A 14840-nucleotide genomic window follows, 5' to 3' on the forward strand; every position below is an offset into this window, starting at 1 on the left:
TTGTTATTGCTAATCGGTGACATCGGTGACATCCGTTACCAAATCCGTTGCCGAACCGACATCCGTTAAATCCGTTACACTCATCCGCTGCCGAACTTCCTTCCTAGCAATCAAATAACCGCAGCGGTGTTCCCCATCAATAATCCAGTGAGTCCGCTCCACAATACAATCTGGCAAAACCCCCGCAAACATTTCCAACTCATTGCCGCAAACACTCGGAAAAGTTTCCGCCACATTAGAAATAGCACAGTTGTGTTCCATCAACACAAATCGATCGCCCTTAACATCGCGATCGCACATTTCCACACCTACAGATTCTACAGGATAACACTCAGCCATATAACCTTCAGCCCTGCGGAGTTCCACCAACTTAGTCACCCGCTCTTGCAGCGAACCCGAACCCACCAGCCGCCGATAGTCCGTAGCCTTGCGCTGCCACTGTTTTCGCAGGATACTAATCACTTGCTCGCGGCCGACGGTTTCCGCCAAAGTATCCAAGAAAGACACAGCAAAATCGCCGTAACGATTCGGGAAGCGATCGCGCCCCAGACTGGTAAGCTCATAAATGTGCTGCGGCCGCCCCATACCAGCCTGAACCGACTGATACCGAATCAGCCCCTCCGCCTCCAAATCCTTCAAATGACGGCGAATCGCCTGCGGGCTCATCTCCAAAGACTCCGCCAACTCAAGAGCCGTCCCCTGACCCCCCTTGAGCAAATATTGCAGGATGTCCTGTTTCGTGGAAGTCTGCTGAGTGGTCTCCATCTTCACAAAAAATTATTAATTTGACTTTGACAAGATCGCTGTTGTTAATGTAGCTTAAAATATACTAAAGCAACAAACTTGTTGTTTAACTTCCCCAAGCAGCCCCCAGAACTAGCCGGGCCCCGGACAGTTCAAGCGTCTGCCATCTTTGAGAGACTTATCCAGAACACTCGAAAGCGCAAAATTCATGAGCTCTACAGTCACAACCCTAGTCAACCAGCCCTATAAATACGGTTTCGTTACCGACATCGAGTCGGACACCATCGCCCGCGGCTTGAGCGAAGATGTAGTCCGCCTGATTTCCTCCAAGAAAAACGAACCGGAATTCATGCTGCAATTCCGCCTCAAAGCATACCGGAAGTGGCTGACAATGACCGAGCCTACCTGGCCTCATGTCAACTATCCCGCGATCGACTACCAAAACATTATCTACTACTCCGCCCCCAAACAAAAGCCCAAAAAGCTCAACAGTTTGGACGAAGTTGATCCGACACTATTAGAAACCTTCGAGAAATTAGGAATTCCCCTATCCGAACAAAGACGACTGGGAAATGTCGCCGTCGATGTTGTTTTCGACAGCGTTTCAATTGCCACAACCTTTAGAGAAAAACTAGCCAAAGACGGCGTTATCTTCTGTTCCATCACAGAAGCCATCAAAGATTATCCCGAACTAATCGAAAAATATCTTGGCACAGTCGTACCAGTCGGCGACAACTTTTTTGCAGCCCTCAACTCCGCCGTATTCACCGATGGTTCCTTCGTTTACATTCCCAAAGGCGTAAAATGCCCGATGGAATTGTCAACCTATTTCCGCATCAACAACGAAGATTCCGGCCAGTTCGAGCGCACACTAATTATTGCAGAAGAAAACAGTTCCGTGTCTTACCTAGAAGGCTGCACCGCGCCGATGTTTGACACCAACCAACTGCACGCCGCCGTCGTGGAATTGGTAACAATGGACAATGCCGACATCAAATACTCAACAGTCCAAAACTGGTACGCCGGCGACGCGAACGGTAAAGGCGGAATTTACAACTTTGTGACAAAGCGCGGTTTGTGTCAAGGAGTCAATTCCAAGATTTCTTGGACACAAGTAGAAACAGGTTCCGCGATTACTTGGAAATATCCCAGTTGCGTCTTAGTCGGCGACAACTCCGTGGGCGAATTCTACTCAGTAGCCCTGACAAATAACAAGCAGCAAGCTGACACCGGCACCAAAATGATCCACGTCGGCAAAAATACTCGCAGCACGATTATTTCTAAGGGAATTTCGGCGGGGAATTCTGCAAACAGCTATCGCGGATTGGTAAAAATGGGGCCGAATGCTAAGGGCGCTCGCAATTACTCTCAGTGCGATTCGATGCTGATTGGCGACAATGCTCAAGCGAATACTTTCCCTTATATTCAAGTGCAGAACCACACTGCTAAAGTCGAACACGAAGCTTCTACTTCTAAGATTGGGGAAGAGCAATTGTTCTTCTTCGCACAGCGGGGAATTTCCGCAGAAAATGCTATTTCGATGATGATTAGCGGTTTCTGTAAAGATGTTTTCAATCAGTTACCGATGGAATTTGCGGCGGAAGCTGATAAGTTGTTGAGTCTGAAGCTGGAAGGAAGTGTGGGATAGAAGGAAGTGTCGGATAGAAGGAAGAAGGAAGAAGGAAGAAGGAAGAAAATATTTTGGCGGGCGAGAAACCCTCGTTACCAGGCTCTGCCTGGTAACGCATATCTAGAGGCTCTGCCTCACGTTTCTCTCTCCCGTTTCCAACGAGGCAGAGCCTCGCCACACGCATTCCTAGGCAGAGCCTAGGAACGAGAAGAACGAGAAGAAAAAACTGTAAACTGCATTGAGGCAAAGGAAAAAAAAAGATGATTGTTGAAAATAGTCAAGTGGTGTTATCCGTCCGCGATTTAACTGCGAATGTGGATGATACCCAAATTCTTAAGGGTTTGAATCTGGAAATTAAATCGGGTGAAATTCACGCGATTATGGGCCCCAACGGTTCAGGTAAAAGCACTTTGTCCAAAATATTAGCTGGCCATCCTGCTTATACAGTGACAGGTGGAGAAGTTACATTTTTGGGACAAAATTTGCTGGAATTACCGCCGGAAGAACGTTCTTTGGCTGGCATATTTTTGGCTTTCCAATATCCTTTGGAAATTCCGGGCGTTAGTAATGTGGATTTCTTGCGCGTGGCTTACAATTCTCACCGCAAACATCGGGGATTGGAAGAGTTGGATGCTTTTGATTTCCAAGATTTAATCGAGGATAAGCTGGATGTTGTGAAGATGAATCCGGCTTTTTTGAGCCGCAGCGTCAATGAGGGTTTTTCTGGGGGCGAAAAAAAGCGCAACGAGATTTTGCAAATGGCGCTGTTGGAACCGAAGTTAGCTATTTTGGATGAGACTGATTCGGGTTTGGATATCGATGCTCTCAAGATAGTCGCCGGCGGTGTGAATCAGTTGTCAACTGCTGAAAATTCGATGTTGGTGATTACTCACTATCAGCGGTTGCTCAATTACATTATTCCTGATTTTATTCATGTCATGGAAGCGGGCAGAATTATCTTGACTGGCCCGAAAGAGTTGGCGCTGGAATTGGAAGAACGCGGTTATGATTGGGTTGTGGAAGAGGAAGCAGCAGGAGTTGGGGCGCGATGATAAATACGCAAGTTGCTACTAGGGAAATGTTTTTGGCTGATTTGGTTAATCAGTGCAGCAAGTTGGAGGTTGCTAATAGCAAAGATTCGGCTTACGGGTTGCAGGATTTGCGGGATGCGGCGACTGAATACGTGCTTGCTGCAAGTTTTCCGACGGTGAGGGATGAGGAGTGGCGCTTTACTGATTTGTCGTCGATGTTGCAAGTTCCTTTTCATGTACCGCAAAGCTATCAGTCAACGGTTAAGCTGGCTGATATTGTTATGCCTGTGAAGAATCGGGAGGATTTACCGTTAAGATTGGTATTTGTCAACGGTTTTTATGCGCCGGATTTGTCAACGGTGGAGTCGGCGGTTTTGCCGAATTTGTCGGACTTTTATGCAGGTAATTTATCTAATGTACCCGAAAAATATCGATCGCGCATTACCGATGTTTTGAGCAAGCACAGCCAGCCAACGGAAGTGTTTACAGCGCTGAATACTGCGGGTTTAGCAGATTCTGCGGTGGTGTTCGTGCCGGCCAATGTGTCCGTCGAAATGCCGATTCACTTGCTGTTCCTCACCGCACCAGGTGCATCTGCGACGATGTGTCAGCCGCACTGCTCAATCATAGCTGAGGCTGGCAGCAAAGTTACACTGATTGAGGATTACACCACAATCGGTAATTTACCCGCTTTTACGAATGCTGTGACGGATGTTTTTGTGGGCGAAAACGCCACGGTGAACCACGTTAGGCTGCAGCGGGAAACTTTGAATGTGGTTCATATTGGCAAAAGTGCGATCGAGCAATCGCGCAACAGCAGTTATACTTGTCATGCTATCAGCTTGGGCGGCAAAATATCGCGCCACAATTTAGAAGTGTTTCAAGGCGGCGAAGGCACGGAAACAAATTTAAACGGCTTAACCGTAGCCTTTGGCGAACAGTTAGCAGACACTCACAGTCTAATTGATTTCAATCATCCTCACGGTACAAGTAGGCAATTGCACAAGTGCATTGTTGGTAACAAAGCTCGCGCAGTATTTAACGGCAAAGTTTTCGTTCGCAAAGCCGCACAATTGACAGATGCCGGACAGTTGAGCCGGAATTTGTTGCTGTCGCCGAGGGCGCGCATCGATACCAAACCGCAGTTAGAAATTGTGGCGGATAACGTTAAATGTTCCCACGGTGCAACTGTCAGCCAATTAGAAGATGATGAGCTTTTCTACTTGCAAAGTCGCGGTTTGGATTTGGAAAGAAGTCGCTATTTGTTGATTGATGCTTTTGCGGCGGAAATTCTCAATATGTTGCCGATTATTGGGGTGGCGAAAATGCTTTCTACTTGTGTGGCTGTGCAAGAATAAAGGAATTAGCAACAGGCTGGGTGATGTTTTATTGTCGCAATCAAAGCCGGAGATCCCGCCTAGCCCCCCTTAATAAGGGGGGAACAAGAGCTTTCTCAAAGTCAACCCCTACTCCCCTTATTAAGGGGGATTTAGGGGGATCTCCCGATTCAACAATACGCCCTATAAGCGAGTTTCACAACAATACTAACTTCAAAAAATATGACACTTATTCAAGAAAAAACCTTAGCCTCAAAAGTTCGCGCAGACTTCCCAATTTTGAATGAAAAAGTCCACGGGAAACCGCTAGTTTATTTAGACAATGCAGCTACTTCTCAAAAACCCTTAGCTGTACTCAACGCTTGGCGCGATTACTACGAACAATACAATGCTAACGTGCACCGCGGCGCTCACTCTCTCAGCGCTAAAGCGACTGATGCTTACGAAGGTGCGAGAGATAAAGTTGCAGCGTTTATCAATGCGGCTTCGCGACAAGAAATTGTTTACACTCGCAACGCCACCGAAGCGATTAATTTGGTTGCTTATTCTTGGGGTTTAAACAATCTGCAAGCCGGAGATGAAATCATCCTGTCGGTGATGGAACACCACAGCAATCTGGTGCCTTGGCAAATGATTGCTCAAAAAACTGGCGCGGTGCTGAAGTTTGTTGAGTTGGCGGAGACTCAGGAGTTTGATTTGGAACAGTTTAAAACGCTGATTTCAAATAAAACTAAGTTGGTGTCTGTAGTTCACGTTTCTAATACTTTGGGTTGTATCAATCCGGTTAAAGAAATCTGCGAAATTGCCCACAGTTTCGGCGCAAAAGTTTTAATTGATGCTTGCCAAAGCGTGCCGCACATGGTAGTAGATGTGCAAGCAATGGATTGCGATTGGCTGGTGGCTTCCGGTCATAAAATGTGCGCTCCGACTGGCATCGGTTTTTTGTACGGGAAACTGGATTTATTGAGAGAAATGCCTCCGTTTTTTGGCGGTGGCGAGATGATTGCTGATGTGTTTCTCGAATATTCTACCTATGCCGATTTGCCGCACAAATTTGAGGCGGGCACTCCGGCAATCGGAGAGGCGATCGCCCTTGGTGCCGCAATCGATTATCTTAATAACATTGGCATGGATAAGATTCACGCCTGCGAAGCCGAATTGACGGCTTATCTGTTCCAACAATTGCGACAAATTCCACAGATTAAAATTTACGGGCCGCAACCGGACAGCAACGGCGAAGGTAGGGCAGCTTTGGCGGCATTTACTGCGGGAGAAATTCACCCTCAAGACTTGTCTACCATGTTAGACCAGGAGGGAGTCGCGATTCGTTCCGGGCATCACTGCACGCAAGCTTTGCACCGCTATTTGAATATTTCATCTACGGCGCGGGCGAGTTTGTATTTTTACAATACTCGCGAGGAGATTGATGTGTTTGTGAAAGCGTTGAAAGAGACGATCGACTTTTTCGGTTAGATGATGGGGTAAGTTGATAAGGTGGGCATTTGCCCACCTGGTTAGAATATTGTTTGCCTTTGCCGAGCGGAATATCTCGTGAAAATAGTTGAGTATTATAGTTTAATAATACAACCACTAAAAAATATGAATAAATATCCTATTATCCTCTTGCCCGATCCTGTTATGCAAGCACTGGAGGCAGTTCCATTCACATGGAAATTTAGTGAGCCAAAACCTTTACCTCCCACTTATAAGCCCAAACCAATTGATATATTTTTGTTTGTCTATAAAGCTCTTCCATTAATTATTCCTTTTACAACTATTGCTCTGATTGTCAGTAGAAATATTGTCATCACTTTCTATATTTCTGTAGGTGAAATTTTGGTTACTGCCTTAAACTTCGGGCGACAACAAATGTATTACTTACGAATGCTTAATAACTACGAGCAAGAAATGCGGGATTATCAACGTCTGTTAGCAGAATGGAAAAAACGTGAGATTCAGCATAAGCGGCAGATGGCCGAATCCCAAAAACCGGAAAAAATAAAACAGTATCGGTATCAGATAATTAAAGACATTATCATAAAAACCGTCCCTCCCGAAGGTATAATTGTCAGTACAAAGTGTCAGTGGCTTGAAACTAAATTTTATAAGAATTTACAGCAATTATTTCAAGATAAAGTTTATAACAATTTAATCATCCACAAATCCCACTCCTATCAACCTTACTGCATAGAAATTTCTTATTTTGATAAATTAACAAATTTACGTATTGATATAACAATTGATAAACCTTATCACTATGAAACCGGGGAGCCTAAAAATTACGAAGTGCTTGTCCAAGAAAATCAGCGCCATCAACTATTTTTAGAAAAAGGATGGATAGTCATTAGATTTGCTGAGGAGCAAGTAGTCTGTTGGCCACAAAGCTGTTGTCGGGTAATAGCCGAAGTAATCAATCAAATAATAGGTACACCAATTCCCGATGAATTGACAACTGTAGAAACTTTACGACCTATCCAGCAATGGAATGAATTTGAAGCACGACAAATGGCACAGGAGCGCTATAGAGATAACTATTTAATCTAGCGATCGCCTTTTATAATCTGCGGTCAAAAAAGAGCGCTCGCCCCGATCCATCTATTCCTGGGATTTTTGCAATCGTCAAAATTGCCTGTGGTACAATAAAACTATAGTTTGCTCAACTCAAGGAGATTTTGAGATGATTGCTACTACTTCAAGTTTAGCCGAACAGAGAACACTGCTAGAAAATATTAGCTGGTCAACCTTTGAAACCTTGCTCAAAGAAATAGGCGATAGCCGAGGTTATCGCATAGCTTATGATAACGGGATGTTGGAAATTATGAGTCCTTTATACGAACATGAAAATCCCAAGATTAAGTCTGACCGCTTCATTTTTATTTTAGCAGAAGAACTAGGCATTGAAATCAAAAGTGCTGGCTCAATGACTCTCAAGCGAGAACGGGCTAAAAAAGGCATAGAACCTGATAATTGCTATTATATCCAAAACGAACCAGCAGTCAGAGACAGGCAAGAACTAGATTTAGAAACTGCACCCCCGCCGGATTTAGCAATTGAAATAGATATTACCAGCAGTTCAATTAATAAGTTGGCAATTTATTCAGCACTTCGCGTCCAGGAACTCTGGCTATATAATGGACGAGTTTTGAAATTTTATCAGTTGGTAGAGACAGAATATGTTGAGTGCGACTTTAGTATTGCTTTTCCCTTTGTATCTGTAGCGGAAATGGCTGGGTTTTTTACTCGCACTCAAACTATGGGAGAAATGGCTTTGCTGAAATCCTTTAGAAATTGGGTTAAAGGAAAAATAGAGAAGTTGTAGGATGAATTTTAACTACAAAAATCTTACAGATAAATAACGATCGCCCTTTCTGACTATCCGCATCTCATTTTTGTAAAAAGCATTTTTTTCTTATAGTGCGAGCGTCCCCGCTCGCGTATTATACGATACGCGAGCGGGGACGCTCGCACTATTAAATGCAAAACACCAGATGCTCCCTTTCTTCATTTGCGTCTATCCGCGTTCATCTGCGGTTAAATCACCTCTTAATTTCGCCTCTCAGATCGAGTTTTAGGACGCCAAAAGAATTCAGAAAGCTTAATTTTGGGATTACCTAACCGTTTTCTCAACCCTTCCATATAAATGTAAAAGACTGGAGTCAAATACAGGGTTAAAATTTGCGAAAACAGCAATCCGCCGACGATCGCAATTCCCAACGGGCGGCGCGATTCCGAACCGCTACCCACGCCCAGGGCGATCGGCAAAGTGCCAATTAATGCTGCCATTGTCGTCATCATAATCGGGCGGAAGCGCACGACACAAGCTTCGTAAATGGCATCAAAGGCGCTGTGGCTGCTGTCTTGTCGCTGTTTCTCGATCGCAAAATCCACCAGCATAATCCCATTTTTCTTGACAATTCCCACCAGCAAAATAATCCCGATAAACGAATACAGATTCAATTCCACCCCAAAAATTACCAGAGTTAACAGCGCACCAAATCCGGCTGATGGTAAACCTGATAAAATGGTCAGCGGGTGAATAAAATCCTCGTATAAAATGCCGAGAATTAGATAAATTACTAAAATTGAAACCACTAACAACCAACCTAAATCGTTAAATGATTGGTTGAATACCTGGGCTGAACCTTGAAAACTTGTTGTTACTGACGGCGGCAAAACTTCCTGGGCAACTTTCTCAATCGCGGCGGTTGCTTGACTCAGCGATGTGCCTGGAAGCGTATCAAAAGAGATTGTAGCAGAAGGCAATCCGCTTAGGTGATTGACTGTGAGCGGGCCGACTGTTTGGGTGATATTTGCGATCGCACTTAACGAGATCATTTGTCCGGTATTCGATCGCACGTACAGCATCGACAAAGCACTCGGATCGCGCTGAAACTCAGGCTTTAATTCCAACACAACCGTAAATTGATTGTTGGGAGTATAAATCGTCGAAACCTGTCCTGAAGCGTAAGCAGCGCTGAGGGTTTTCTGCACTTGTTGCGGGCTAACACCGACAATTGCTGCTTTAGCGCGATCGACTTTAACCTCAAGCTGAGGCGTGCTCAATTGCAAATCGCTATCGACACCGCGCAATCCCGGCAGCGTTTTAACTTTAGCTAACAATGCCGGCACCGCTTGACGCAGCGCTTGCAAATCTAAACTTTGCACCGTAAACTGATATTGCGAATTCGTTTGTTGACCGCCAATCGGAATTGCAGCCGGAGAACGCAAAAAAGCTTGAATGCCAGGAATTCCGCGCAATTTCGGAGTTAGTTTTTGGATAATTTCATCCGCACTGAGGCGGCGTTGCGAGATCGGTTTGAGCCTAATTGTAATCCGTCCGTTATTCGCCGATGCGTTCGGGCCACTCGCACCTACAGTTGAATTCAACGCTGCAATATTTGGATCTTTCCGAAGGATATCAACAATTTGTTGTTGGTGAATCATCATATCATCAAACGAAATATCTTGCGCTCCTTTCGTGTTAGCCATCAATTGTCCGGTGTCTTCAGTCGGAATAAAACCTTTCGGAACTAAAACAAACAAATAAGCCGTAAATACCAGGAGAACAACCGAAACAATCAGCGTTAAAAAACGGTATTTCAAAACAGGTTTAAGCGTCCATTCATATCCTTGCAAAAGTAGCTCAAATCCCCGCTCCCAGAAGCGGTAGAAGCGGTTGTTTTTTTGGTGGTGGGACGGAGATTTAAGAAATCGACTGCACAACATCGGTGTCAGGCTCAGAGATACAAAGCCCGACACCAAAATTGCTACAGCAATAGTTACAGCAAATTCGTGAAACAATCTACCGATTAATCCACTCATAAACATCAGAGGAATAAACACTGCCACCAATGAAAGCGTCATCGAAAGAATAGTAAAACCAATTTCTTTCGAGCCTTTTAATGCTGCTTCTAGGGGTGCTTCTCCCATTTCTTGGTGGCGGACAATATTTTCCAGAACTACGATCGCATCATCCACCACAAACCCCACTGAAAGCGTCAGCGCCATCAGCGACAAGTTATCTAACGAGTATCCCAACTGATACATCACAGCAAAGGTGCCAATAATCGCCACAGGCAAAGCTAAACTCGGAATTAGCGTCGCTGTGATGTTCCGTAAAAAGATAAAAATTACTAAGACAACCAGACACACCGACAACATTAAGGAGAACTTCACATCGTCTACAGAAGCCCGAATAGATTGAGAACGATCGTACATAATTCCCATTTCGATCGATTGGGGAATTTGTTGTTTTAGTGAAGGTAACATTCGCACTACCGCATCGACAATATCAACGGTATTTGCATCGGGTTGAGGCTGCACTGCAAGCAAGATTGCAGGTTGATTGTTGACTTGTCTATCGCTGTACAAATTCAACACTTTGTTGTTCTGCACGTCATCAAGGACATTGCCTAAATCTTGCAGCCGCACTGCTGCGCTATTTTTGTAAGCAACGATCAGCGATCGATATTCTGCAGCAGTATTTAATTGACCGTTTACCTGAATTAAATAGCTTTTTTTATCGCCAGAAAGGCTGCCAGTTGGTAAGTTAACATTTCCTTGAGTAATGGCGGTTCTAATTTGATCTAATCCGATTCCCCTCGCAGTCAATTCTCGCGGATCGAGTTGAATCCGCACGGCATATTCTTTCTGCCCGTAAACCTGCACTTGCGCCACACCATCTATCGCCGAAATTGGTTGGGCCACCGTCACTTCTGCGGCTTCGTCTACTGCTGCAATGGATAGGGTTTTTGAGTACAAATAGAGGTAGAGAATTGGCGAAACAGAAGGGTTAACCTTGCGGTAGCTGGGCGCTTTGGTCATTCCAGCGGGCAATGAACCTGCGGCGGCGGCGATCGCAGCTTGTACGTCTTTAGCAGCAGAATTGACGCTGCGGCTGAAGTCGAATTGTAGGGAAATTCTGGCGCTACCGGTGGAACTTGTAGAGTTAAAAGAATTTAGCCCTGCTATTTCTGTAAACTGCCTTTCTAGCGGTGCGGCGACGGAGGATGACATGGTTTCTGGCGTTGCACCGGGTAAGCTGGCGGAGACGCTGACAAAGGGATATTCTACGTGCGGCAAGGCGCTAATTGGTAGCAGAAAATAACTCATTAAACCGAAGATTAAAATGCCGACTGTGACTAAGGTAGTCATTACGGGGCGGCGGATAAAGATTTCTGATAGGTTCATAATTATGAAGGAAGAAGGAAGAAGGAAGAGGGAAAAAGTTGTATGGTGCGTCAAAAAAACATTTAAATAAATATCAACAATCTCATGGCGACGCACCCTAGGACAAGGTTATTTTCACCGCTCTCCTTTAAATGAAAATACTTGCCCAAACTTAACCTCTCTGAGTTTCTTTCGCCACGATTCCATGTAGATGTAAAATACGGGCGTTAGATACAGCGTCAAAACTTGTGAAAATAACAGTCCGCCGACAACTGCAATACCTAACGGGCGGCGAGATTCTGAACCTGCACCAACTCCCAACGCAATTGGTAATGTGCCCATTAATGCCGCCATTGTAGTCATCATAATTGGTCGGAAACGCACTAAGCAGGCTTGATAGATTGCTTCCGCCGGTTTTTTGCCATCTATGCGCTGGGCTTCGATCGCAAAATCGACCATCATAATCCCATTTTTCTTGACAATTCCTACTAGCAAGATGATACCGATGAATGAATAAACGTTGAGTTCGACTCCAAACAACATTAATGTTAATAACGCCCCAAATCCCGCCGAAGGTAATCCCGACAAAATTGTAATCGGATGGATGAAATCTTCGTACAAAATGCCGAGGATTAAATAGATGACCAAAATTGCGATCGCCAACAACATCCCCAAACTAGGTAGCGAACTCTGAAATACTTGACTCGCGCCCTTATAATTGGTGGAAATGCTCTCAGGAATCAGCGATTTGATGATTTGGTCGATCGCGCTATTTGCATTTCCCAGCGCCACCCCAGGCGCGAGGTTGTAGGAAATTGTCGCAGCATTCATCCTACCGACGTGGTTGACAATTAACGGTGCAACTCCTAGAGAAATTTTGGCAACCGTTGCTAGCGGCACCTGGGTTTCACCCCCAGAAGCATCGCTAGAATTACCCGCTGTACTGATGTAAAGCTGCATCAAAGCATTCGGATCTTTTTGATACTTTGGTTCTAGTTCCAAAATAACTTGATACTCGTTACTCGCACCGTAAATCGTCGAAACTTGGTAAGCGCCGTAGGCATTTCTCAGGGTGTTTTCGATTTGACTAGCCGTAATTCCTAATGCTGAGGCTTTGTCGCGATCGATATCAATTTTGATTTGAGCAGTCATCTGCAAATCGCTGTTAACATCCTGAATTTCCGGCATTGCTTTCATTTTTTCAATTAGTTGCGGTACGTATTTACGCAGCGGTAAAACATCCGAACTTTGCAGCGCCAGTTGGTACAATCCCGTGCTTTGTTGAGTGCCCAGCGGGATTGCTGGAGGATTTTGCAGGAAGACTTGAATGCCTGGAATTTCGGCTAATTGCGATCGCAAACTCTGCACAATTTCGTCGGCACCCATCTGCCGCTGCGAGATCGGTTTGAGGCGCACAAACAAGCTGCCGGAATTCCCCGCAACCGCAGCCCCGCCGCCATTGGCGCTCGAACCGGCCCCGATATTCGAGTTTACTGCTTCCACGTTTGGATCTTGGCGAATCGCACTGACAACCGCTTGCTGGTGGCGAGATAATTCATCAAAAGAGGCATCTTGGGCGGCTTGGGTAATTCCGGTAATTTGTCCCGTATCTTGGCTGGGAATAAAGCCTTTGGGAACTACAATAAATAATCCAACTGTAACGAACACCATTGCTAATGATAAAATCATCGTGGTGCGGTGATATTTTAAGGCTATTTTGAGACTCCAATCGTACAGGCTTAAAATTCGATCGAATACGTACTCAGAAGCTCGATAAAGCCGGCTTTGATTTTCGTGATTTACCGGGCGCAAAAAACGGCTGCACAACATCGGTGTCAAAGTCAAAGAAACAAAGCCGGAGACTAAAATAGAAACCGCAATTGTGACGGCAAATTCATGAAACAAGCGCCCCAACAACTCGCTCATAAATAACATCGGAATAAACACCGCCACCAAGGAAAGCGTCATCGATAAAATCGTAAAACCGATTTCGCTAGAGCCGTTTAGCGCGGCTTCTCGCGGGCTTTCTCCGGCTTCGATGTGGCGGACGATGTTTTCGAGCATGACGATCGCATCATCGACTACAAAGCCCACAGATAGCGTCAGGGCCATCATTGACAAGTTGTCGAGGGAGTAGTCGAACAAGTGCATGATACCGAAGGTGCCGATCAGCGATACCGGTAGCGCTAAACTGGGAATGACTGTGGCAGAAAGATTGCGTAAAAATACGAAAATTACTAAGATGACAAGGGCGATCGTCAAAACGAGGGTAAACCGCACATCATCCACCGACTCGCGAATCGATTGAGACGCATCGTACATCACCCCAACCGCGATCGAACTTGGAATCTGAGTTCTCAAATTGGGTAGCAATTTTTGAATCGTATCTACCACTTCTACGGTATTCGTGCCCGGCTGTCTCTGAATCGTGAGGATAATTGCGCGATCGTTATTGTACCAACTAGCAAGTTGAGTATTTTCTACACTGTCAACCACTCGCCCTAATTGTTCGAGATAAACAGGCTGTCCGTTTTTATATGTCACAATTAAACGGCGGAATGCAGCAGCATCTTTCAGTTGTCCATTAGTTTGCACCGCAAAGTTTTTATAACTTCCCGAAAGGCTTCCTGTAGGTAAATTAACATTGCCTTGTTGGATAGCAGTTTGCACTTTATCTATGCCAATTTGCCGCGCTGCTAACTGTTGCGGATCGAGTTGAATTCGGGCCGCATATTTTTGAGAACCGTAAATCTGCACTTGCGCCACACCGTTGATTGTCGAAAGCTTTTGCGCGAGATAACTTTGCGCGTAACTATCAACCTCAGAAAGCGGCAAAGTTGGCGAAGTAAGATAAAGGTAAAGAATTGGCCCGTCGGCGGGATTGACTTTGCTGTAAGTCGGCGGATTTGGCAAATCATTAGGCATTTGGCCCGAGGCTGAAGAAATTGCCGATTCGACATCTTGCGCCGCATCATCAATATTATGACTGAGATTGAATTGCAGGGTAATTTGAGTTTTACCGCTGGTACTGGTAGAAGTCAGCGTATCGAGTCCCGCAATACTCGAAAATTGCTTTTCTAGGGGGCGCGCTACCGATGCGGCCATCGTTTCCGGGCTAGCACCGGGGCGGGAAGCGCTAACTTGAATTGTGGGATAATCGACGTTGGGTAAATCGCTAATGGGTAGCAAGCGATAACTCATCCAACCAAAAATTATAATTGCCGCCATCACCAATGTGGTCATAATTGGACGACGAATAAATGGTTCTGATAAATTCATTTAGTTACACCAGTTTAAGATCAAAATAAAATTGCATTCATTTGGTATATTTCGTTTTTTCCTGAGTCTCTATCCCCTAAATCCACCTTAAGAAGGGGGACTTTGAATGCTTCCGATTTTCACGTCAAAAAGGGGGCTTTGAGCGCTTCC

9 protein-coding genes are annotated in these 14840 nt (G+C 45.2%); 6 read left to right on the forward strand and 3 right to left on the reverse strand.

Annotation, left to right across the window (positions count from 1 at the left end; all coding sequences use genetic code 11):
* Positions 1 to 9 precede the first annotated feature (9 nt).
* On the reverse strand, positions 10 to 765 hold the full coding sequence (sufR, locus tag QT998_RS17070; protein WP_333088832.1) for an iron-sulfur cluster biosynthesis transcriptional regulator SufR: 756 nt from the start codon (positions 763 to 765) through the stop codon (positions 10 to 12).
* A 187-nt stretch (positions 766 to 952) separates the two neighbouring features.
* Here sufR and sufB point away from each other — a divergent pair, with 187 nt between their 5' ends.
* The 6 genes from sufB (at position 953) to QT998_RS17100 (ending at position 8061) form a co-directional block, all read left to right on the forward strand.
* Positions 953 to 2392 carry a Fe-S cluster assembly protein SufB gene (gene sufB / locus QT998_RS17075; RefSeq protein ID WP_333115878.1) on the forward strand — a complete coding sequence of 480 codons (1440 nt, stop codon included), beginning with the start codon at positions 953 to 955 and terminating at the stop codon, positions 2390 to 2392.
* Positions 2393 to 2634: 242 nt separating this feature from the next.
* Positions 2635 to 3426, forward strand: a complete 792-nt coding sequence (gene sufC, locus QT998_RS17080; protein WP_333088680.1) for a Fe-S cluster assembly ATPase SufC — start codon at positions 2635 to 2637, stop codon at positions 3424 to 3426.
* Complete coding sequence (sufD, locus tag QT998_RS17085; RefSeq protein ID WP_333115880.1) at positions 3423 to 4763, forward strand: Fe-S cluster assembly protein SufD; 1341 nt, start codon at positions 3423 to 3425, stop codon at positions 4761 to 4763. Before sufC ends, sufD begins: the two co-directional genes overlap by 4 nt.
* Positions 4764 to 4964: 201 nt before the next feature.
* Positions 4965 to 6215, forward strand: a complete 1251-nt coding sequence (locus QT998_RS17090; RefSeq protein ID WP_333115882.1) for a SufS family cysteine desulfurase — start codon at positions 4965 to 4967, stop codon at positions 6213 to 6215.
* 78 nt (positions 6216 to 6293) lie between these two features.
* Positions 6294 to 7286 (forward strand): hypothetical protein, encoded by a 993-nt coding sequence (locus tag QT998_RS17095; RefSeq protein WP_333218083.1) that lies wholly within the window; start codon positions 6294 to 6296, stop codon positions 7284 to 7286.
* Between the two features lie 133 nt (positions 7287 to 7419).
* Positions 7420 to 8061, forward strand: a complete 642-nt coding sequence (locus QT998_RS17100; RefSeq protein ID WP_333088677.1) for a Uma2 family endonuclease — start codon at positions 7420 to 7422, stop codon at positions 8059 to 8061.
* Positions 8062 to 8285: 224 nt separating this feature from the next.
* Here QT998_RS17100 and QT998_RS17105 read toward each other — a convergent pair whose 3' ends face one another.
* Positions 8286 to 11432 (reverse strand): efflux RND transporter permease subunit, encoded by a 3147-nt coding sequence (locus tag QT998_RS17105; protein ID WP_333115888.1) that lies wholly within the window; start codon positions 11430 to 11432, stop codon positions 8286 to 8288.
* A 114-nt stretch (positions 11433 to 11546) separates the two neighbouring features.
* Positions 11547 to 14690: an efflux RND transporter permease subunit gene (locus tag QT998_RS17110; RefSeq protein WP_333115891.1), complete on the reverse strand. Its 3144-nt coding sequence runs from the start codon at positions 14688 to 14690 to the stop codon at positions 11547 to 11549.
* Positions 14691 to 14840: the final 150 nt, after the last annotated feature.

Origin of the sequence: Microcoleus sp. S1D4, assembly GCF_036700765.1 — a bacterium.
Lineage (GTDB): Bacteria > Cyanobacteriota > Cyanobacteriia > Cyanobacteriales > Microcoleaceae > Microcoleus.

Bases quoted from the DNA above. Each gene is read 5' to 3' on its own strand.
- sufR (WP_333088832.1), bottom strand. From the start codon at position 765: ATGGAGACCACTCAGCAGACTTCCACGAAACAGGACATCCTGCAATAT.
- sufB (WP_333115878.1), top strand. From the start codon at position 953: ATGAGCTCTACAGTCACAACCCTAGTCAACCAGCCCTATAAATACGGT.
- sufC (WP_333088680.1), top strand. From the start codon at position 2,635: ATGATTGTTGAAAATAGTCAAGTGGTGTTATCCGTCCGCGATTTAACT.
- sufD (WP_333115880.1), top strand. From the start codon at position 3,423: ATGATAAATACGCAAGTTGCTACTAGGGAAATGTTTTTGGCTGATTTG.
- QT998_RS17090 (WP_333115882.1), top strand. From the start codon at position 4,965: ATGACACTTATTCAAGAAAAAACCTTAGCCTCAAAAGTTCGCGCAGAC.
- QT998_RS17100 (WP_333088677.1), top strand. From the start codon at position 7,420: ATGATTGCTACTACTTCAAGTTTAGCCGAACAGAGAACACTGCTAGAA.
- QT998_RS17105 (WP_333115888.1), bottom strand. From the start codon at position 11,432: ATGAACCTATCAGAAATCTTTATCCGCCGCCCCGTAATGACTACCTTA.
- QT998_RS17110 (WP_333115891.1), bottom strand. From the start codon at position 14,690: ATGAATTTATCAGAACCATTTATTCGTCGTCCAATTATGACCACATTG.